This window comes from Bifidobacterium panos (assembly GCF_012932445.1).
Taxonomy (GTDB): domain Bacteria; phylum Actinomycetota; class Actinomycetes; order Actinomycetales; family Bifidobacteriaceae; genus Bifidobacterium; species Bifidobacterium panos.
The window spans coordinates 57260-78456 of record NZ_JAAIIJ010000021.1 but is presented as its reverse complement, the minus strand read 5'-3'; the positions used below and the strand labels follow the sequence as shown (position 1 = coordinate 78456).

The following is a 21197-nucleotide window of genomic DNA, read 5'->3' as shown; positions in this document are numbered from 1 at the left end:
GAAGGGACGTATTACAGCCCTCTGTATGGCAACACAAAGTTGGACAATTACTCTGATTTGGTGATGTTGCGCGGATGTGCTGAGTCGCGGGGGGGGTGATATTTCAAGCTTTTAGCTTTTATGCACGGTATTGGCATGGTTGGTTCATACTAGTCAAGCCGCTTCTCCTTGTCGGCAATATTACTGTGGTGAGAGTTATCCAGTCCGGGGTTTTCCTGTTGTTGCTGGGCACTGCTCTTATCATGCTTTCGCGTAAGTTGGGCTACGGTTTCTCGATGTTGTTCCTCTTGGCATTGTTGCCGGCGCGTTTGGATATTGTTGCGGTGAGTTTGCAGTATTCGCATGTGTTTTGGATAATGCTGGTCGCGGTCATCTGGCTGTGTCGCGGCAAGCACTCACGTGAGGCGATGCTTCTTGCGTTCTTTGTTATCGGTTCGGCGACCAACTACATTGATTTACTTTCAGCGCCGGTGCTTACTCTTGTCGTTCCGATGGCTGTGGCACTGGTTCTGAACTTCACCGCTGAAAGCGCTGATGAGATTTCTGCCTGCAGATTCTTGACATTTCCTGTTCTAGGCGCAATGAATTGGGGCTTCGGCTATGCGTTTACATGGGTTGCAAAATGGTCGCTCTCCACGCTGATCATCGGGAAAAACGTGTTTGCCGATGCGATGAAACAGGCGGCTTTCCGTTCTCACGGTGCTGCGGACGGCAACCCGAACATGCGTCCCACTTTTGGTGATGCGATGCAACGCATTTGGCAACAGTTTGTTTATCGCGGTGATGTGTTCATCTACGCGGTTTTGGCGATTTTGGTTTGCGTCGTTGTGGTATGCCTGCTCGTAAAAAGACGAACGGTTCGTGAATTGAAAGTGAGCCCTTTCCCGACATTCAAAAGCACGGGCATTGTGAGTGCGTCGCTCCTGCTGACGGCATTGATACCGATCGTGTGGGTGTTGGGTTTCACTCAGCACACCTGGAATCATGGGGGCTTCATGGCACACAGGATTCTGTGCGGCACTTTGCTTTGCGTATTCTTCATCGTCGGGTTGTGGATGAAGCGTCCGGTCAACTCCACGGCTCAAGTCACATGCGGCAACAAACTGCTGCGCAGTTGACGTTCGATCTGATCTGCTAGATCGCCTAAGCCTTCCGAGGCATTCACCGACGAACTGCTAAAATTACAGGCTTGACAAAGGTGCTGCACTTCTATTTAAAACCTGTGAAACATATGTAGCTATATTTATTCCTGTACGCTTAAAGGCCTATGATGTGCATAGAAGTTATCTGTGGGATAGGAGAATATGATGACTGCGGTGCTTCCTCTGCCCAAAGCGCATAAGATTGCTGCGCCTAAGGTTCTCAGTGCGGAAGATATCGCGGCGCGCAAACGTTCCATTATCAGCAGATATGGAAGTGCCGATGAGTTGCGTGCAAGAAGAAATCTTATTGGTTTGAGCTTGGATGAGCGTATTGCCCTTTCTGAACTGGTTGATCTTGATTACTTGTCGGGTGATTGAGGTGGCCGCCGCGATTCCATCCGCTGCTGATCAGGCAATGGATTTTGCTCAGAGGCTGGGCTTTGCCGTAATCATCGTGTGAGTGTTTGCGCGGGTTGTGCTGTGTGTCGTTGCGCAGTGGCAGTGTCCGTTGGATTGTCCCGCGCTCATTCGGTCGCGTTGAATGCCGTAAGTTTGATGCCCGTAAGCGAGCGGCTCTTCGTGCGGGTTTTGTGGTGGCGTCCTCACCTGTTTCCCTGCCTATGTCTGAAGGATCGTACGCTAAGTCGTCGTCAGTGTACGAAGTTTCCAAAGCCGGCCAATTCACCTGAAGGATCGTACGCTGGCAGCTGTTCAGTTCGAATCATGGTCGAATAAAGTGAAACGCCGATACATGCGCCCTTTTCGGCGAGAGCGTGGTAAGGGAATATCGGGTGGGACATAACGGGTCAGTCGGTAATGCGGGCCAACCCGGGTGCTGCGACGATCACTGGAGTCCGCCGTCTGGTGACGTTCGTCAGGGGAGCGAAAGCCAAAGTAGCGATCGAGAGAATCTTTAGCGGATTGTCATATTCTTCAGGGATAGCAAAGCAATGACAAATTCTTCGTCGCCCTCGCCGTTTGGGGATGGCCTTGTGCCGAACACCTCGAAGCCGGCTTCTCTATACAGACGGTCGAACAGCTTACGCCTGGTGTCGACCAATATAAGACGTCCGGCTGCGTATCGTTGCGCTTCGAGAATCTTCGCCAATGCGTGTCTGAGGATTGTTTCGCCTGGCAAGTCCTCGTTAGTATATCTGTCATCCCTCGCTATCTCACCTATGGTGAATGCGGGCATTATGCCGTTCGAAGAAAACACCCCTTTGGTGAATACGTTGCGGCGCTTCTTTGAAAGGGACTGCCACCATTCCGAGGGTTCGACCTGTTTGGGCCAGTCAATCACCGTTAGTCCCGTGGTGAAGAATCCTACAAGGTCGTCAGTGTCGTCTTCCAGAAAAAGAAAGCTTCTGGATTCCCCGTAGCTTTCCGCTGTAATCATCTGATTATGCGCGAACCGTTCGATGTGTTCCGTTCTTTTGCAAGAGAAGAGGCTGATCTTCTTCCTGATCGAATCAGCCTTTTCCTTATCGAAATCCGTTGAAAGAACGTCTCGCAGGGCGAATAGGTGCATATTCTTCACTTAGCTTGTCTATTCCTTGTGATGTTCGTCCGTATGTTTCGTCAAAGCGGAATCCGTCGAAGCGTCCATCGGCGTGAAATCCTTCATGAACGCCATGAATTTCTTTGCAGATTCCTCGAAATTGAAATTCTTGGCGGACTCCCGCGAAAGCACGTAATATCCGTTCAGGGAACGCAATGCCATATCGATTCCTCCTTTCTGCACATCACTTTCAATTGTATGCGTGCCGTTTATGCCGACACCGCAAATGTTGTGAAGATCCGCGCCAAGCCGGAGGCGGTTCCCGTTCCACTTGCTTTCTTCCGTTCGGTGCATTATTCCAGCTTTGCGTTGGCATTTTCCCGATTTCTTTTCGCGTTCCGGCCTTACGGCTACGGGTCCTACCTTAATCAGCCACGATGTTTCCCGTCATTCAACTTTCCAATGCTGAAAGCGCGGCCGGGGACTGTCTCGTTAAGTGTGTAATTGGCGGCTGCTCAGTGTACGAACTTTCCAAAGCCGGCCGATTCATACTTCAATCGTCGGTGATTTATGCGTTCTCGCGCATTCGGTGTTCCGCGGTATGAGCGGCCTTTCATGTATTGTCCTTCGCACTGTTCCGATCCAATCTCCTAGCACTGAAAGCGCCGCGTCATTCGCTGTCTGCGTAAGCGCATTCTCCTGCGGGCGAATGACCATATGTGCTTGGATTGTATCAAATAGTGTTACAATCAAAGCATGGCAGGTAAGAAGCGGCAGGAACGACTGAAGGGGCTTATGTCCTCGCAGTGGGGTCTTGTCACCGCTGCCCAGGCGGAACAACTGGGCATATCGCGTATGGATCTTTCGAGAATGGCGGGTGCCGGCCTTCTTGAGCGTCTCCTGCATGGGGTTTATCGGGATTCCTCGGTTCCGATTGACGAATATACGTCGCTTCATGCCGCATGGCTTTCGCTCTATCCCAAGAAGACGGCGGATGAGCGGCTGATGGAGTCCAGTTATGATGCCGTTGTTTGCGGGCAGACCGCCGCATGGTTGCTGGATGCGGGTGATTTCATCCCCGAGCCTTATCGGTTTGCCACGCCTGTTCGTAGGCAGACGCAGAGGTCCGACATGCGGCTGCGGACGAGAGCGTATCCTTCTGGCAGTGTCGTGCTTCGTGAGGGATTGCCTGTGACTTCGTTCCCCCAGACGGTGGCTGATCTGGTCGAGCAGGGGGCTGATCTGTCGCTGGTGTCCGACATGTTTTTGCAGACCGGCTTTAATGGCCTTACGGCGCAGAGTCGTCAGCAACTAATCGGCTTGCTGTCTCCGTTGGCCAAGGAACATGGTTTTGCCGATGGCGATGGCAGGGCTTTCCTTGACCAGCTGACAGGGCCGCTCAATAGGCTGATCGTTCAGCGGCTAAAGCCTGTATGCGAAAGTATCGGGCAGGCCGTGGATCTCACGCCGCTGTGTGCTGAAATATCCGAGGCTGTCGCGACGAGTCCCGCGTGGAGGGAAATGCTCGAACGCCGGCAGGATTCCGTCCGTCAGATAGCGCGGAAAGTGATTGACGTCTCGTATCCGAAAATCAGCCCCGATTGGGCGGAGTCGATTGCCCAATCAGTCGTGCCGTCCGTTAAGGCCGTCAGCGTCAAACCTTCCCAACGAGAGGATGGGCAGTCCAATGAAGAATGACCAGAAGCGTTACAACAGTTCAACGGCCGTCGAGTCTGCCATCAAGGCCGCGGCAAGAAATCGTCAGCGCGAAAATCCCAACTGCAACGTCGGCGACCTTATTCGCCAGACGTATATCGATCGTTTCCTAAGCCGAATTTTCAGCGAAGGAGACAGAAGCGAATGGGTGCTCAAAGGGGGAAGTGCCATGCTGGCGCGGATTCCCTCCACTCGTCGCACCTTGGACGCTGATCTCTTCAGAGAGGGCTATGGCAAGGACGAATCGCTGGAAGAACTCAAGAGACTTGCCGCCGTGGATCTTCATGATTTTTTCCGATTCGAGTTTCTTTCCGAAGAGCCCATTTTGCAGGGTGAGAATCAGCCCTATGGTGATGGCTGTCGTGTTTATTTCGGCATTTTTCTCGGCACGAAAAGTCTTGGGAAAGTGCATGTTGATTTGGCGGTTCATCAGGGGGTTCTATTGTCGGGCGATGTCATGGAACCTCGCAATAGATTGCCTCTTCCGGGGCTTGAATCGTACCCATATCGGCTCTATCCAATCCCAAATCAGTTTGCTGATAAAGCCTGTGCAACCGTTCAACTCGTCGGGGGAATGCAGTCGACAAGGGTCAAAGATCTTGTTGATCTCGTACTTATTGCGTTGACTCAGAAGATTGACGCGCGCCAACTTAGTGCGGCGTTGCAAGACGAATGCGCGAGGCGTCGCATTCCTTATCCACTTGTTTTTGCGGCGCCCTCGTTGTGGACGCAAAAGCAATTTCGTGTTGCCTCGGCAGGAACGAGTGTCTCTGATTATTCCCTTGAGGATGCGTCAAGGCTGATTTCGCGGATGCTTGATGACCTGTACTCCCTCGGCGTGAACACGAGGAATCAGTGGAATCCGCAGCAGCTCCTCTGGGAAGCGCAACAGTAGGCGCTGTGACGCCATCGGCTTTCTTAGATGGCTTTCGCATGCCCTTGAGTGGCGCGCGGCGTTGGCGTTTCGTTTCCTGCGGTGTTCTTCGATATCGACGCGCCCGGTGCTCGATGCCCGAATCTACCGGGATTTTCCCTGAAGTTGCATCGCCTTTCTGATTGCCCATCCCACCTGATTCCACGCTTCCGCCTGCAGCTCGTTCGCCTTAACAATAAAAACACCAGTTACACACTTGACGAGACAGTCCCGAAGTTTCCAAGCCGGCTGATTCGTCTGAAGGATCGTACGCTGAGTCGTCGTCAGTGTACGAAGTTTCCAGAACCGGCTGATTCGTCTGAAGGATCGTACGCTGAGTCGTCGTCAGTGTACGAAGTTTCCAGAACCGGCTGATTTATGCTTCAATCGTCGGTGATTATGCGATCTCGCGCATTCGGTGTTTCGCGGTATGAGCGGCTTTTTCATGTATTGTCCTTCGCGCTGTCTCGTCCAGCTCCAGTGCTGAAGGCGCAGCTGCGGCATTCGCTGTCTGCGCGCGTTGGAAGAGCGCCAGCCGTTTCGGCGTCTACTTTACCTTTTTGAATATTTCGTTTATTGTGATGTTATGGTTTGATGTTGCGCATCGCGTTGCGGCGGGTGCATGGATGCGAATGGGAGGTGGGCGTCATGGTGGTCAGGAGCTTGTCTAGGGATTCTTCGACGTATCTGCCGAACGTTGAGGATCGCAAGAGTCTTATTGATGTCAGCGAGGCGCTGTCGGGTTTCGCGCAGTCCTCGTTCGAGGGGGTGGACGCGCGATTTGAAGGCATGGCTTCCCAGCGGGATTTTCCCATCGCGGTGCTGAAGGTGCCGGGGCAGGAGGACAGGCCTTTGACCAGGGAGCTTGCCGAGGTGTTGCTCCAGGTGGCCGAGCAGTTGTCGAAGGGGAAGGCGGTTCTGGTTGCTCCTTGCGACACCAGGCTGACCACCCAGGATGCGGCCGATATGCTCGGGGTCTCTCGTCCCACGTTGGTGAAGCTTTTGGAAAGCGGGAAGATTCCCTTTACCAAGGTCGGGCGTCATCGCAGGATTCTTCTTTCGGATTTGCAGCAGTATGCGCGGGAGCGGCATGGGGAGAACCTGCGGCTGTTCGACGAGCTTGCCGCCGACGAGAACCCCTATGACACTCTTGAGAATCCTCTGGTCACCAAGGGCTAGGGGTCTTCCTTGAGTTTTCCCGTCTTTTTCGACACATGTGCCCTCTTCGGCGAGAACGTGAGCGATCTTGTTTTGCGTCTTGCCGAAGAGCGCCTTTTCGTTCCGTACTGGTCCACGGGAGTGGTCGATGAATTGCGCGCGAACCTTGTGCCTCTTATCGGTGAAGAACGAGCCGTTCGGCGGTTATCCGCTATGGAGACAGCCTTCCCCGATGCGCTGGTCGTGGGATATGAGAGCCTTATCGGGGACATGACATGTGACGATAAGGATCGTCACGTACTTGCCGCCGCATGCCATTCGCCGGCGCAGACGCTCGTGACTTTCAATGTCAAGGATTTTCCCGCGACGTCAATGCGCAAGGTCGGCATGGAGCTGAAGCATCCCGATGATTTCCTGCTTGATGTGCTTGATCTTGACCCCGGGCGCGTCGCTCGGGCCTGTTACGCTGCGTTGCTGAGCTATAGGAAGTATCCGCAAACGCCCGAGGACTATTGCGACTTGCTTACCCGGAGCGGTTTGAAGCAATTTGCTAATCATATCTATCAGGGATTGGATGCATTGTACGGCTGAAAAGCGCGTGCAGGAAACCGTGGTGGCACCAATGGAGACCAACGCGCCCCCGCTCGATGCCCAGCGCGACAGTCAGGCGTAATCGCCGACAATCCGCATGGAGAGAAATGCTTGCATGCCGGCGCTTGCCGCCGACGAAACCCCCTATGCCACTCGAACGATCCTCGCATACGGGGCGGCGGGCGACCATAAGGACGCCCGCCGCCGTTCGGGGAAACCATAATCCACTGCGGGACATATCCGCCAGCCGTTCAACGGTGGCGAACCGCTACCAAGGCTCTTCAGTCGGCCTTCGGACATGGACGCCCGCTCTCGCGACAGTGCGTAAAGCATTGTCAGGCATCCGCGGCAGATGTTTTCCTCTTATAAGATTCCGATCCCGTCACGCTTGACGCGGAGCGAAACAGAAACCTCGCAAAGCAGTCTATCGCACAAGCCAGTGATCCGCGTATGGGTGCCGCCGACCTCATCCGTTTTCGGTGTAAAGCGCATTTGCACTATTGTATCCTATAGGATACAATAGTGGGTGTGCAGATACTAAAGACCGACGAATAGCGACACGTGGTTCCGCCGGTTGCGCGGCTCCGACGTCAAAGCCAGAATCAACGCAAGGCTCGGGCTGTGCGAGGCCGCAGGTAAACCCATGGGCGACCTGCATCCAGTCGGCGACGGCGTAAGCGAACTTCGTTTCCACTTCGGCCCGGAATGCCGTGTCTACTTCGCCCAGAAAGGACAAGCAATGGTGAATGCCAGCCGCTGGGATGCAAGTGAATACATCGACAACGAACGGGATGCAATCGCATACCTCAACGCCGCCGCGGAACTGGATGACCCCGCCTTGCTGCAAGCGGCCATAGGAGACGTTGCCAAAGCGCGAGGCATGGGGCAGATCGCCAAAGAGGCCGGCGTCGGCCGCGAGAGTCTGTACAAGAGCCTCGATCGTTCCGGCAACCCGAGCTTCCGCACCATTTCCAAAGTCGTTGGGGCTTTGGGTGGGCGACTGGTCATCGAACCCGTCCAAGCCCGGGGCGTCCCGCCAGCCGGGGTTTCCTCTTGATGTTCCGCCTTCCATGTCCGGCACTCTGATCTGGACCACTGAAAAGTGGGTGGTTTATGCTGCCAGTTGTGCCGCGTATTGTTTGGGCAGTTGTCCCGAATGGCCTTCCCGCTTGCTTCGACCGGTCGAAAGCGGTCGAAAGCGGTCGAAAGCGGTTAAAAACGGTCGAATCGCGGTCATAAACGGTCGAAAGCGGTTAAAATGTGGTCATAAGCGGTCGAATCGTGGTCGAATAAGTGGGAATTATGCATTATCTGTTAAGTGAGGTGGCCTGATGGACATCGCGGAATTTGAAGAAACATTGCGTTCTGGCGAGAGCTCGACCGTGGAATTCAAGCGTTGCGGCGGCAATCCTGAGCCGGATACCTATGAGACCGTGTGCTCTTTTGCCAACCATGCCGGAGGGTCGATCTTCCTTGGGGTGAAGGACGATGGCACGGTGATTGGGGTGCCGGAGAAATCCGCGCTGAGCATCGAGCGCAACATCGCTAACGTCACAGGGCAGTCCCAATCGTTTTCCCCGACCCTGGTCGTGGAAACGGAGCGTTTTCAATATGATGGCAAGACGGTGATCCGCGTATGGGTGCCGCCGACCTCGTCCGTTTTTCGTTACAAGGGGCAGGTGTGGGATCGCGTCGCTGACACCGACAAGCGCATCGATGGTGAGATGCAGATTGTTCAGATGTACATCCGCAAGCAGAATATCTTCACTGAACAGCGTATCTACCCTGGTTTATCGGTCGCGGATCTTGAACCGAGACTGATAGAGCGCATTCGATCAATGGCTGGCAATAAGACTCCCGGCCATCCGTGGGTTCATATGGAAGACATGGCTTTGTTGCGCAGTGCGCGACTGTACGCGCGCGACTATAGCAGCCATACCGAAGGCATGACCCTTGCCGCGGGGCTGCTCTTGGGCAAGGACGACGTGATTGCGGATTTGTTGCCGGCTTACAAGACCGATGCCGTCGTCCGGCGTGATGATCGAGATCGTTATGATGACCGTCTTATCGTGCGCACGAATCTGATCGATTCCTATGATTTGCTTGCCGAGTTCATGCGCAAGGCGTTGCCCGATCGTTTCCATGCCGAAAGCGATATGGCGGTCAGCCCGCGCGATTGGATTGTCCGAGAGCTGGTGTCGAACATCCTTGTGCATCGTGAATATTCCAGCCCCATCCCCGCTCAGATTACCATCACGAATGATGGCATTGAGACGCGCAATGCCAGTCGGCCCGCGTTCGAGGGCGAGATTGACCTGGGCAATTTCACGCCTGTTCCCAAGAATCCGGTTATTGCTGACGTATTTGCGCAAATCGGCCTTGCCGAGGAACTCGGTAGCGGCGTGCGCAATCTTGTCAAATACACGAAGATATATTCCGGCGGTGAACCCGCATTCAAGGATGGTCTTGTTTTCACGGCGTTCGTGCCGATTGACGGGCAGGAGAATGCCGCTGCTGTTATGGATTCGGATGGCACAGGAGAAATGACCATTGACGAAGCCATCGAGTATCTGCTTACCGAACGCGACGCAATCACCATCTCGCAAATTGCGCGTCTGGCCAATGCCGATGCGCGCGCGGTGCGGCGTAAGATTGCCGGTCGGGTCAAGCAGGGGGAACTGGTCGCGTTGGGACATACTCGGAATCGTCGCTATATGCGGTCGGCGGAATCGCCTGCCTCGTGAGTTGTTCAATTTTCCAGTGTCTCCGGGCGCAGTTCACTTTGCGCACGGTTTTGTATTTGCCGGTGCAAAAGCGCGACAGTCAGGCATAATCGCCGCCAATCCACATGCGGTCGTGGGCTTGAGTATTTGAGGAAGATTTTCGCGGATGTCTTCATAAAGTATCATAGAAAATGGCATTTTATGCAAGAATTTGCAAATAATACCCATTTATATATATACTTATCGTGTCATAAGGGTAGGAAGAGGTCGCGATGCTCATTGATTTCAGTTTTGCTAATTTCAGAAGTTTTCGTGACGAGCAGTCGTTTTCCATGTCTCGTGATGCTCGTTTCAGGGGGGAGCGGGAACCCGAATATTCTTCAATCGCGGCAGTGTACGGTTCCAATGCGTCCGGCAAGTCCAATTTTCTCAAAGCGTTGCGCATTATGTGTGACATGGTGGTGAACAGCTATGGGCAAGGCGACGCTTCGAGCCTCATTCCTCGTGATCCATTCGTGCTGACGGAAAGCGCCCGGGAGAAAGACTCCATGTTTTTTGCGGAGTTCATCGCGGATGATGCCCAGAGATACCAATACTGGTTTCGCTTTGATGACAGGCGCATTCTGGAAGAGGAACTTCAGGTATACAAGAGGATCGGTGAGCGTTTCTCCACGCATTCGTCGTTGCTGTTTTCGCGTGATGGGGACGGGGTGAAATTTGGTGCCTCGTTCAAGGGGCCGAAAGCCCAGGTGTCGAAAACCCTTGAGTTGCGCCCTAATGCGTTGGCGCTTTCCGCGGCTGCGGCTGCGGGGATTGCGAGCGTTCGGCCTGCTTTTGAGTTTTTCTCGAAAGGCATCGCCTATTGTGAAGCAGATGGTTTTGCTCAGGAAGAATCGCGGATTCTTGATGAATTCAACAACAAGACGGAGTTCTCCAAGCATTTGTCGGAGCTGATTCGATATGCCGATTTCGGCATCAGTGGTGTGCGCAGCGCGCCGGTTAATGTGCCGGCGGAGATGTTGGATCAGATCAAAGCCTCAATGAAGGAGCAGTTTGGTGCCGACGACGAGCATCTTGACCAGATGTTCGGGTCGCACAGCGCCATGCAGTTGCAATTCGAACATGCCGGGGGGACGACGAAGGCGGATTTCGGTTCTGTCAATGAATCGAAAGGCACATTGGCGGCGTTGTCGTTCTTCTCGCTCGCTCTCAGGCAGTTGTCGTGTCAGTCAGTGACCTTGGTCGACGAGATCGACACGAGTCTGCACCCCACTCTGGTTGAGGAGCTGGTGGCGCTGTACGCGGATCCTGACACGAACCCGCATGGCTCGCAGCTCATTTTCACCACACACGATGTGTCGTTGATCAATCGTTCAGGCTCTGCGGCGCGGCTTATTCAGCCCGATCAGGTTTGGCTCGTGGAAAAGGACAGTGAGGGCGCTTCGGAGATTTTCCCCGCGACGGATCTGAAGGTGCGTAAAGCGGAGAATATAGGCAAGAATTATCTCAATGGCGTGTATGGCGCTGTGCCGAAGCCGAGTTTCCACAATGCGTTTGCGCGCATGGTGAATGGGGCTGATGCTTGATGTCCAAGAAGCACCGTCATATCCCGGCGCACGGCCGTAATGTTTCTCGTTCGCGCAGGACGCGGCAGAAGCGTTATCTGGTCGTGTGCGGAGGGGCCGAAACGGAGAAGCAGTATTTCAATCATCTTAAGTCGATGTACAACGTGATGATCGAATACCAGAACTGGAATAACAGCCCGGCTCAGCTGGCTAATCACGCCGTTGCGTTGAAGGATGAGGCCGAAAAGGACGATTCGGCTGATGCGTATGAGAAGATTTGGGTTGTCGTCGATGTGGACAACTACCACGATCATGCGGAGGCGCAAAAAGTCTGCAGAGGCGCGGGAATCGAGTTAATCATCTCAAACCCGTGTTTTGAAGCGTGGCTCCTGGATCACGTTCGGGAGTGCCCGGCCAGTTTTGTGACAGCGTCCGATGTCAAGGTGGCGGCCGCGAAAGCCGGGATGACTTATGGGCCGCGAAACAAGTACGTGAATTTGGAAAAGATAGACGTAGACCACACGGCACGAGCAGTGCGCAATGCCCGGCGGCACAACTCGAAAGAGCGTGGCCGTGCGCGCGCCATGCTCACTGCGTACCAAGAGCAGGCGTATGCGCCGTGGACGGATATGCCAATGGTAATAGAGCATCTCTCGTCGTCCGTACGGCCAGGGGCGTTGTGACAGTGTTGGCCATGATGGGGTCTATCGATGGCGATAGGCTTATGGCGGCTGCATGAGCCAGATGTTTGAACGCCGTGCGGCTCCTCTTTGGGATTACGCATGTTCCGCTCCTTTCTAGTAAGCCGCGTCGCAACTGGCGTGGCAACGTCATCCGACTGTTGCCGGAGGTCGGTTTTGGTCTCGCAAGAGGTCTTCGTCGTATCGGCTATGGTGGATGTTGCCGGAGTAAGGCATCGCGACTTCTCCCGTTTTAAGGCGGTGCGCAACGACTTTTCAGGGGAGATGGCCAATCCGGTGGGGTGGCTCCAATTCCGCCCCTTGAATTAAGCGTTGAGCCGGTACCTTCGGGCACCGGCTCTTCCGCATTTAGCAGCGGGAGCTTCCAACTGTTGCGGCTCTCGGGCGCGTTTTCCAAAAGATCCCAATCCGCGTCAATCTTCTTTATGCACTTAGCCCAGCCACCGCCTCGTGCGCAAGAAAACACGCGATTCGCCCCCGGTTCTGTGTACTATAAGGAGGTATGGTGTTGCGAATCGACAGGTTCGAGCTGCGTAGCAAAATCACGGAACATAAGGACGAGATAGGCAATGGGCCGATATACAATGCGATTGGCAATGTTGCGGCGGGCGTTTTCTATCTGCCGGCCGCATATGTTTCGAATTGCACATGGCTACATATGGTTTGTTCTTTCTCGCAATCCTGTTTCTCATTTTTGGCGGCTGGACGCTGTACAGGGCGATTAAGAGCCGTTACACCGCAGAGGATATGTACAAGGATATAGTGGCCATGGATAGAACCGAGCGAGAAAGTTCCATTATCGCCGTGCGCGACGCCACAGGCGATTTCAGGAACCGTTACCTCGTATTCTTTGACGAGGGTTGGCAGTGCGACTTCTTCCCATATCACAAAACCGTCGAACCCATTTCGGTTGACTTGGAGCAGGTGGCCCAGTACCTTTCCGACGCTTTTGAAATCAGCCGTTCCGACTTCACGATCCAACCGGTGGCGCAACAGGAGTCGGCCAAACCGTCCACGGAGCACGGCGGCGAGAAACGCTACTATGTCTACCATCTCTACAAGGCCGATGTGACCCACATGCCGGACGCTTGGCAGGGCGACAGTTTCATGGTCGGGTCAAAACGATGCCGGTGGATGACCACAGAGGATATGATGAAAGACCCCAGAATCAGGGAAGTCAACCGTGATGTAGTCGGCATGGTTCGGGGGAACCTCACCTGAACCTCGTGCAATCTTGGCGCTCTCTTCTTTTCACACCGGGCGTTTCGGTTGTTGGTTTTCGTCCAGCCTTATAAGCCGCCCGTCCCGTGTGCGTGCCGTGATCAGGGGCAGGAGGACAGGCCTGTGACCAGGGAGCTTGCCGAAGCGCTGCTTCAGGTGGCCGGGCAGTTATCGAAGGGGAAGGCGGTTCTGGTTGCTCCTTGCGACACTAGGCTGACCACTCAGGATGCGGCCGATATGCTCGGGGTCTCTGTTGACTGATTGGCGTCATTCTCTCGATGCATTTCCCCTTCGACCGGTCGAAAGCGGTTAAAAACGGTCGAATCGTGGTCGAATAAGTAAGGTTTCGTGCTGTGCGTTTGTCGGATAATGAGACGGCGGATGAGTGGCGCGCGGTGTTGGCGTTTCGTTTCTCGGGTTTTCCTTGAGGCTGATATTTTCCTGCTTTTATTGTCAAAGATTATGTGATTTTTGTGTGTTGATGGCATTAACTTTCTAACTTTTAACGAAAGTTAGAAAGTTAACGCGGATGTAGTGCCAATTTTTGGCTCATGTTGACATCAATATTCCACAGGAACAGGCACTCGGTTTCCTCATGCGTTTCAAAGGCTTGATAGTAACGGCAGAATAGGGCGTCTGCTCATCCTCCTGCAGCTGCTCTCAAGAGGGCTGCTGTCTGCATATTGCTGCGCTCGAATGGCTGTCCGTGCTTTGAATGTATCAATTGGCGAGACAATCAAAGCGGGAGGTAGCGGGAGGTGTCGGCGCGTGCGGCTATGCGAGTATGTCGTTGGCGGAGACGACCATCAGTTCCTTGTCGCCGCGTTGACGGCGGGCGATGGAGGCCAGCCCGTCGGTTTTGACGAACAGCGCGAAATGGTGCTTTTCATATCCGGGGATCAGGTTCGCCCGCGATCGCAGGGTCGCAATGGTTTCGGACACATTGAGGTCGTTCTTCCACTTGCATTCTGCCAGAAGGATTTCGCTTGTTTGCGAGTTGGCCGCCACGGCATCTATGTCGGCTTGTTGTTTGGCGTTCGGGTCGCTGCCCCACCACCTGCCGAATTCCAGCGCCGTGAACGGCAGCTTTCCCTCACCATTGGCGCGCAGCAGCCATTGCTGGCACACCTCCTCGAATTGCTGGCCCACATACGTGTCGAGCGTCGGGCCGAAGACCAGGGAGCGCGCGGCGAGCTCCCCGTTGCCGTTTTCCACACTGACGATATTGGGGCTGACGAATCGATACCAGAACGCAAAAAACGGATCCTTGACCTTCCATAGTCCTTTGCGCGAACGGGCCGGGTTGTCTCCCAGCGGCACCTGACGTTCAAGCAGTCCCAAATCTTCGAGCACTTTGAGGTACTTGCTGGTACTGGTGACGGGGGTGATTCCGGCTCGATCCGCGATTTTGTTCTGCTTGGTGGCGCCGCCGCCCACGGCTTCCATCACGGAACCATATACTGTGGGATCGCGCAGTTCCTGTCGCAGCAGCATCAGCGGCTCTTCATACAGCAGACCGCTGGTATTGAACAGCAGATCGGTCACGTTCCGCTCATAGCTCCTGTCCGCTTGGATTTGCTGCAAATAGTACGGGGTTCCGCCGAATGTCGCGTAATATTTGATCACATCCTGTGCGCCGGCAAAGTCAAGCATGCGCGCGGTGTCGAACACATCGAATGGTTTGAGCCTGATCTGCCCCGTGCGTCGGCCGTATAGCGGACTTTTATAGCCGAGCACTTCGCTTTCCATGAATCCCTCGTTGCTGCCGCACAGCACCAGCATGCTGTTGGTGTTTTTGAAGCCGTGGTCAATGGCGATCTGCAGCACGGAGGGCAACGAGTTGTCGCTTATTGCCGCATAGGGAAACTCGTCGAATACGAACAGGAAGCGCTCGCCTTCCCCCTGCACTTTGCTGACGATGAAGTCGAGGGCGTCTTGCCATGTGGCAAACGGCGGGGTGCTTTCCGGGAAATTGAAAAAACCATACACCGCGCGCGAAAAATCACGCAGGTTATTTGCTGGCGTTTGCTGGCGCGCAGTGAAATACAGCGTGCGCTTGTCTTTCGAGAACTCATCCAGAAGCGCCGTTTTCCCCACGCGACGCCGGCCAAGCAGCACCATCATCTGGTAACTGCTGCGTTCCCACATGTCGTTGAGGACTTGCAATTCCTTGGATCTGCCGACGAACATCCCGACTTCCTATCGCCTTAATACTCATGAGTATTATACTGACAAGTATTATATCCACGCAAGTGGCTAGTTCTATCGGGGCTTCCTAAGATTGCGTGTTTGCAATGGCGAAGGCTGCGTAGAGCGGCAGACTGTGCAGTTGCGTGCTGGTTCCGGCTATCTGGCTGGTGCCGAAGTCGCGTTCGGAGAGTCGGTATGCGATCGGGCAGCGGCTTTCTTTGGCGAATCGCGCCAGCGTCTTGGAGGTTACGTTGCGGGCGGATTTCACCTCGACCGCGATGGTTTGCGCGAGCTGATTCTGGAAGACGAAGTCCAGTTCGCCCGAACCTTGCGACGGGGTCCAATAGAAGGTGTGCAGACCGCTGGCCGTGAGCGACTGCATCATGAAATTCTCGGCGAGTGCCCCGCGGAAATCAGCGGAAAGGGCCGCGGCGACGTCCGGGTTGAGGAACACTTCGGCGGCTATGCCGAATTTGCGGAACATCAGGCCGGTGTCGGCCATGTAGATTTTGAAGAAACTGCCCTCCTCGTCGCGGTAGGGGCTCAATGGCGCGGTTGTGTCTCGGGTCATGTCGTTGCGCAGGACGAGCCCGGCTGCTTCGAGCCATTCAAGAGGTTCCATCAGCCGCTCGCGCCTTCCTCCGCGGATCACGTCGGCGTATTTGAATTTCTTGGTGGACGATCTGAGCAGCTGTTTCGGCAAGCTGTCCCATATTCTTTTGGCGGACACGCCGCTAATGCCGTTGTCGGGGTCGGTCATGTCGTTGATGTAGGTGTCGTCGATCTCGCGCAACTCTTCGGCAACGTGCGTGAATGAGTGTGTCGAGCGGTAGGCGTCGACCGCTTTCGGCATTCCCCCGATTGTCAGGAAACGGTGAAAAAGATCCAGCGCCTTGTCATGCAGGATGAACGACGAAGGTTGCGAGGCGTGTTCGCGAATCGCGTCGGCAAGAGGTTTCTCGTCCACCGCCCAAAGAAATTCCTCGAAATCAAGCGGCCGCAGATCGAGTTGCCGCACGCCCGAAGGGAAAGGGAGACTGCGGTTTTTGACGGTCACACCCAAGAGGCTGCCTGTGGCTATGATGCGCCAGTCCGTCCCGGAGAAGAAGCGCAGCGAGTTCAGGGCCTTTTCGCTCAACTGAATCTCATCGAGGAAGATAAGCGTGCGCTTGGGGGTGATGGTCGCGCCGGAATATTCGCTGATGCGCTGGATGATGGCATCGGTCTTGTTGGTGGGCACGTCGAAGATTTTCTCGATGGTGGCGAGATCGGTTTGGAAGTCCAGTTTGACCACATCGTCTCGGAACAAATTGTGCCCGAGATGCTCGATTAGGTATGTTTTCCCGGTGCGGCGGGCACCTCGGATGATCAGCGGGTGCGTGTCGTCTGATTGCGCCCATGCGACGATTTCCGCGGCCAGTTTACGCTCCATATAGCTCACTGTTGCTCCTTCGCCGGCTAGTTTCTATGCCCATCTGAGTAGTAAGTGTACACAAAAAAATATAATTTCGTGTACAGCGTGTACACAAAAAAAGAAAATTTCGTGTACAAGGATGATGGGGAGTTGGAGATTTTTCGACTCCTGTTCCGCTTCACCGGCGACTTTCCTGCATGATTCGCAGAGGAATGCCCAAAGACTCATTGGGCGCTGATGCCGGGGGCGACGTGCGGTTTTCCATTGCTCTGTTCCTTTGGAATGAGTCGAATTGAGCGTGGGTTCATTGAACCGCCTGGTATGTCTGGTTTCTGCTGGAGGGCTTGTCGGGCAAACTCAGTCGCAAAAGTCCTTCTTGCACGAGCGGCTGGACGTAGCGTGATATGGCGTATGTCGTGCTGTTGATGCCGAGATGCTCCGCGATTTGATTTCTGGTGCGCGGCGTGCTGCAAAATTCAAGCACCGCTTGACGCTTCGTTGCAGCGTCAAGCCGCGTCGTTGGGGCAGTGTCCATCTTGTCAGTGGAATCTGCGCCGTTCGGAGATTCGTGAGCGCTGCTTGCGAATAAAGTGACGCGGAACTCTCCGTGCCGATTCTCAAAAAGCGGTTCCGGAAGGCCGGCTTCGGACATGAGCCTACGGATGGTGGGGATGCCGGAATGGCGGTTCTCCGTGAGCTTGAGCACCTCCATCGTCGTCGCAATCACGGGATTGCGAGTGTCCGGTTGAACATGCCCCAGCTGGTCGAGAGTAAGCCTGCCATATAGGCCACCCGGGTTTGAGATGACCAAGCGGTCGGAGAGGAAGCGGAGCCGGATCGGCTTTCCCTGGGTGTGGATGCTGTAATCCCGATGAATCAACGCATTGAGAACGATTTCTCGAATGGCCGCAATGGGATATTCCGGAACGTCTGACCGTTCCCCCGTTTGTGGCGAAATACTCGTCTTGGTGCGCATGTTCCTGCGAATGAAATACATGGCATCGCGTAGCTGATCGGGCAAAGGTCCTTCGATGCGTTCGTTGTCTTGGAAACGTTCCCCGTCGGTGTTGGCCGGGATTTCGTCACTGAGCTGGCGCGCGGCTATGATTCCCAACTGGGGGAAGAATGCTTGGGGATATGGGCAAAACAGCATGGCTCCCGCGAGTGTGGGTTTGCCTTCCCGCACGATGCTCATCAGGTCGAGAATTCTGCTGTCGGGCATTTGGGAGAGATTGGGCTTGCCGTCCTTGAGTGTGGTGATATAGGAAGTCACACGGCTTTCATCCAGATCATTGATGTCGGCGCGTTCCACGGGGTGCGTCTCATCTTCATATTTGCGGCGAAAAGCTTCGTAACTGTATATCTCGTATTCGGTCATCGGCTCATCCGCTTCGCCCACGCGAATGTACGACCCCCTGTTGCGACCTTTGCCTTCGTAATAACACGGCCGGTCGGTGATGTCCATTGACGGTATTTCGGCGCTCACCACGTGCTTGCCTTCGATGTCGCAGATGGTGAACATCGCGCGCACTTTCGGATGCATCTGATTGCACTGTTCGGCGACGTGCTTGATGAGATCTTGAACGTCATAGACGCCGACGGCAGAGTAATCCTGTTGCTCGTCCAGCCCGAAGATGATGATCCCGCCATCGTCTTGGTTCGAGAAGCTCGAAAGCGTGTCATACAGCTTGGTGGGGCATCCCTCGTGCGCCGCCTTGAGCTCGATGGTTTGCGCTTCGGCTTTCCTATTTTGAATCTTCTCTACAAGATTTAACAAATCTAATTCAAGCATAGCTAAAATTATAGCAGATTTAACAAATCTATTTATCAAATTTGTTCTTTAGACAAAAAATGTATTGAATTTATGAAATTATTTTTTAAATTTGTGAAATCGTTTCATGAATTGATGAAATGATTTGAGAGAAATTGATCGAATGGAGCAAGCAGTTGAGGAATCAGCCGTATTACCGAGCTTTTGATTCCTCGGCACGCGCGGATAAGTGAGCGATGAACACCATGAACGAAGCTAGGGTGATGCCGTCAACGAGTTGCCCATCGGCAATCAAATGCCGCATCTGTTTAATGCCTATCCAAACGAAATTGCTAAGTTCGCCGTCGGTTTCCCCGGCTGTCTCAGTGTCGGTGGAAACGGGAAAGTAGGTGACTGCAATATTGTCCCGCAGCACGCCAGTGTCCGCATGCATGGTCTGTAGCGTGCGCACGCATGATGCATCCACGGCAATTCCGGTTTCCTCCCGAAACTCGCGTGCGGCTGTTTGCTCCGCATTCTCTCCGGGTTCTCCCATGCCGCGCGGGAACTCCCACTCCCATTTGCCAGTGGAAGCACGCCAATGCCGTGCGAGCAATATTTGACAGGAATCGATGCCTGCGAACGCGTCTACATCATTTGCGTTTCCGACGTTCGTGTTGCCGGGCGCGGCTGGGCGCACTGCGATGCACACTGCGCCAGGTTGGGCATCCTTAACCGATGCCACATGCAGCGTCAACGATTTGCCCGTTTTGCGAACCGAGGTGTCTATGGCGGTCACCGTGAAATCGGCTCCGCCATGCTCTCGAAACACCTGCCGTTCGCCGCGAATCTCCAGCGGCGCAAGCGGATCGGGCGCATATCTTTCAGGAATCTCGGCCATGCTCATCTCCATCATTATTGCAAATAGACCACCGTCTTCGACGTCGAATGTACGTCCCAAAGCCATTGGGCGACATCGATGAGGTTCGGCACAACGGCGATACTCCATGCGGCGAGCACAATCAACCATAGTGGTGCATTGCCATTCAGCCAGATGTTGTCGGTCAAAGCCGAAAGTAACGCTAATATGCCGGCTAGTAGCGTTCCCCACAACATGTTTTTTCCGTCCTCGACCAAACTTCTCTCCTCCGTCGCCTGCTGCACCGCATATGCGACGTTGCGCGTGCTGACTCGTTGCTCATGTTGCGAAGTGACAGGCGTGCATTGTTGCCAGCGCTTGATGGCGGAACGGCTTTCGTATCGGAAAGTCGAGAAACGAGTGGCTGGCATCCCGCCGAGCCTGTCAGTGATTTTCCCCGTGAGGACCAGTGAAGATCTGCGCGTGCGTTGATCCGCCGCAACCATTTGCTCAAACGAATTGGGTGGCGTGGATACAGCGATAAGATGGGCGCCCAGATGCCGCGCGAGCGAGCGCTGATATACGAACTGGTACCAGTCTCTTAGCGCACGTTGCGTGAGTTGAGGCCCGTTCATTTCTTTCTTGCTGTCTGTTCCGGATGAAGGACGATGGCTCTGATTCGTGTCGCATGGCTCGTGCGAGCCGCCGTCGGGCAGCTTAGATTGTTCGATGCGTGTGAAAGCATCGGAGCGCTTCGGCATGGCGGCAATGGCTTCTAGCGTCGTGGCGAATTTGGATATGTTATCGTTTGCATCGCTCGTCGCGTAGGCCATGTTTGTGCTTTCAGGCGAAGACAGACGATACTTTTTGCGAAGCACCGGCGCGTAGTCGCTTGCATAGTGGGCGAAATGTTTATTGAAACCTTCACTGTTCGCGCGATTCTGCGCCTGTACATCATTCTGGTTCTCATAGAGAATCAATCCCTGTTGCTCGGCGTCGAGCCATTCCTGCCAGCGTTGGGCAAGAAACCGATATTGGCTTGTGGGATTTTCTTCGGGGCATAGCGCGCAGGCATAGGCTTGCGCAATTACGGTTGTCAGCTTCTCTTCGCCACGTTGGGCCTTTGCGAGACGTTCATCCAGTGAGGCGTAAAAGCTCTCGGGTTGTCCCAGCGATTCCTCAGGCGAGACAGTATGACCATATACGCAATATTCCAACGGTCTGATTGTGTGATGATTTGTGGTTCTTTGAAGATTCGGATTCTCGGGCTGGGCACTGGGAGTTTCAGTGTTCGTCGCGCGTTGTACGTTGGCGATAGTCGAGATGGTGAATGCCTTCAGGCATTGTTTCAATGTTTTCTTTCTTCCGGAAACGATGATGGCTGGCCCATCTTTGTATGACTTGCCGAGAATGCCGTTGACTATCGTCGGTCCTAGCGCCAGAAAAAATATTCCGTCGAACAATTGAGCGTCGGTCAGCATGATTCTGTTGCAATACAGGTAAGCGGTTCGGATGACACCCGCAAAATATGTGGCCAATTCGGTGTGGCTGTTCAGTAGCCATTCGCAGGGACGTTGCGAATCGTCGCGTATCCATAAATTCCTGATTGATGGCGCGGTTTTGTCGTCTTTGAGGAACCGTTCCCACGCTGTGCGCTGTTCGGTGGAATCGAAATTGGTGACCATCGTGGCATATGGCTGCGTTCCGCTCATGCTTTCAAGTTTATGCCATTATGCGTAGCGTTATCGAGTGGTTT

18 protein-coding genes are annotated in these 21197 nt (G+C 54.3%); 11 read left to right on the top strand and 7 right to left on the bottom strand.

Features of this window, described 5'->3' with window-relative positions:
* Window positions 1-185: 185 nt before the first annotated feature.
* Window positions 186-1118 carry a hypothetical protein gene (locus tag G1C94_RS05695; protein ID WP_172145956.1) on the top strand — a complete coding sequence of 311 codons (933 nt, stop codon included), beginning with the start codon at window positions 186-188 and terminating at the stop codon, window positions 1116-1118.
* Window positions 1119-1304: 186 nt separating this feature from the next.
* On the top strand, window positions 1305-1520 hold the full coding sequence (locus tag G1C94_RS05690; RefSeq protein WP_172145953.1) for a hypothetical protein: 216 nt from the start codon (window positions 1305-1307) through the stop codon (window positions 1518-1520).
* Between the two features lie 535 nt (window positions 1521-2055).
* Here G1C94_RS05690 and G1C94_RS05685 read toward each other — a convergent pair.
* Both G1C94_RS05685 and G1C94_RS05680 read right to left on the bottom strand, forming a co-directional pair.
* Complete coding sequence (locus G1C94_RS05685) at window positions 2056-2679, bottom strand: hypothetical protein (protein ID WP_172145950.1); 624 nt, start codon at window positions 2677-2679, stop codon at window positions 2056-2058.
* A gap of 9 nt (window positions 2680-2688) precedes the next feature.
* Window positions 2689-2862 carry a hypothetical protein gene (locus tag G1C94_RS05680; RefSeq protein ID WP_172145947.1) on the bottom strand — a complete coding sequence of 58 codons (174 nt, stop codon included), beginning with the start codon at window positions 2860-2862 and terminating at the stop codon, window positions 2689-2691.
* A 534-nt stretch (window positions 2863-3396) separates the two neighbouring features.
* Here G1C94_RS05680 and G1C94_RS05675 point away from each other — a divergent pair.
* From G1C94_RS05675 to G1C94_RS05635, 9 genes are all read left to right on the top strand, one after another.
* Window positions 3397-4338: a type IV toxin-antitoxin system AbiEi family antitoxin domain-containing protein gene (locus tag G1C94_RS05675; protein ID WP_172145945.1), complete on the top strand. Its 942-nt coding sequence runs from the start codon at window positions 3397-3399 to the stop codon at window positions 4336-4338.
* Entirely contained in the window at window positions 4328-5251 is a 924-nt protein-coding gene (locus G1C94_RS05670; RefSeq protein ID WP_172145943.1) for a nucleotidyl transferase AbiEii/AbiGii toxin family protein, read from the top strand. Before G1C94_RS05675 ends, G1C94_RS05670 begins: the two co-directional genes overlap by 11 nt.
* Window positions 5252-5917: 666 nt before the next feature.
* Window positions 5918-6448, top strand: coding sequence for a helix-turn-helix domain-containing protein (locus G1C94_RS05665; protein WP_172145941.1), 531 nt, complete (start codon window positions 5918-5920; stop codon window positions 6446-6448).
* 9 nt (window positions 6449-6457) lie between these two features.
* Window positions 6458-7018 (top strand): PIN domain-containing protein, encoded by a 561-nt coding sequence (locus G1C94_RS05660; RefSeq protein ID WP_172145939.1) that lies wholly within the window; start codon window positions 6458-6460, stop codon window positions 7016-7018.
* Window positions 7019-7757: 739 nt separating this feature from the next.
* Window positions 7758-8075: an addiction module antidote protein gene (locus G1C94_RS05655; RefSeq protein ID WP_172145937.1), complete on the top strand. Its 318-nt coding sequence runs from the start codon at window positions 7758-7760 to the stop codon at window positions 8073-8075.
* 274 nt (window positions 8076-8349) lie between these two features.
* The gene (locus G1C94_RS05650) at window positions 8350-9762 is read left to right on the top strand and encodes an RNA-binding domain-containing protein (protein WP_172145935.1); all 1413 of its coding nucleotides are present in this window, start codon (window positions 8350-8352) and stop codon (window positions 9760-9762) included.
* A 251-nt stretch (window positions 9763-10013) separates the two neighbouring features.
* Window positions 10014-11327, top strand: a complete 1314-nt coding sequence (locus G1C94_RS05645; protein ID WP_172145933.1) for an AAA family ATPase — start codon at window positions 10014-10016, stop codon at window positions 11325-11327.
* Complete coding sequence (locus G1C94_RS05640) at window positions 11327-11989, top strand: RloB family protein (RefSeq protein WP_172145931.1); 663 nt, start codon at window positions 11327-11329, stop codon at window positions 11987-11989. Before G1C94_RS05645 ends, G1C94_RS05640 begins: the two co-directional genes overlap by 1 nt.
* Window positions 11990-12775: 786 nt before the next feature.
* A complete protein-coding gene (locus G1C94_RS05635; protein ID WP_253902335.1) occupies window positions 12776-13228 on the top strand; it encodes a hypothetical protein in 453 nt (150 codons plus the stop codon).
* Window positions 13229-14002: 774 nt separating this feature from the next.
* Here G1C94_RS05635 and G1C94_RS05630 read toward each other — a convergent pair.
* From G1C94_RS05630 to G1C94_RS05610, 5 genes are all read right to left on the bottom strand, one after another.
* A complete protein-coding gene (locus G1C94_RS05630; protein WP_172145927.1) occupies window positions 14003-15418 on the bottom strand; it encodes an ATP-binding protein in 1416 nt (471 codons plus the stop codon).
* An 85-nt stretch (window positions 15419-15503) separates the two neighbouring features.
* Window positions 15504-16850, bottom strand: a complete 1347-nt coding sequence (locus tag G1C94_RS05625; protein ID WP_172146162.1) for an ATP-binding protein — start codon at window positions 16848-16850, stop codon at window positions 15504-15506.
* A gap of 286 nt (window positions 16851-17136) precedes the next feature.
* Window positions 17137-18663, bottom strand: a complete 1527-nt coding sequence (locus G1C94_RS05620) for an ATP-binding protein (RefSeq protein ID WP_216656898.1) — start codon at window positions 18661-18663, stop codon at window positions 17137-17139.
* Window positions 18664-18796: 133 nt separating this feature from the next.
* Window positions 18797-19483, bottom strand: coding sequence for an NUDIX hydrolase (locus G1C94_RS05615; protein ID WP_172145924.1), 687 nt, complete (start codon window positions 19481-19483; stop codon window positions 18797-18799).
* Between the two features lie 14 nt (window positions 19484-19497).
* A complete protein-coding gene (locus G1C94_RS05610) occupies window positions 19498-21153 on the bottom strand; it encodes a hypothetical protein (protein ID WP_172145921.1) in 1656 nt (551 codons plus the stop codon).
* Window positions 21154-21197: the final 44 nt, after the last annotated feature.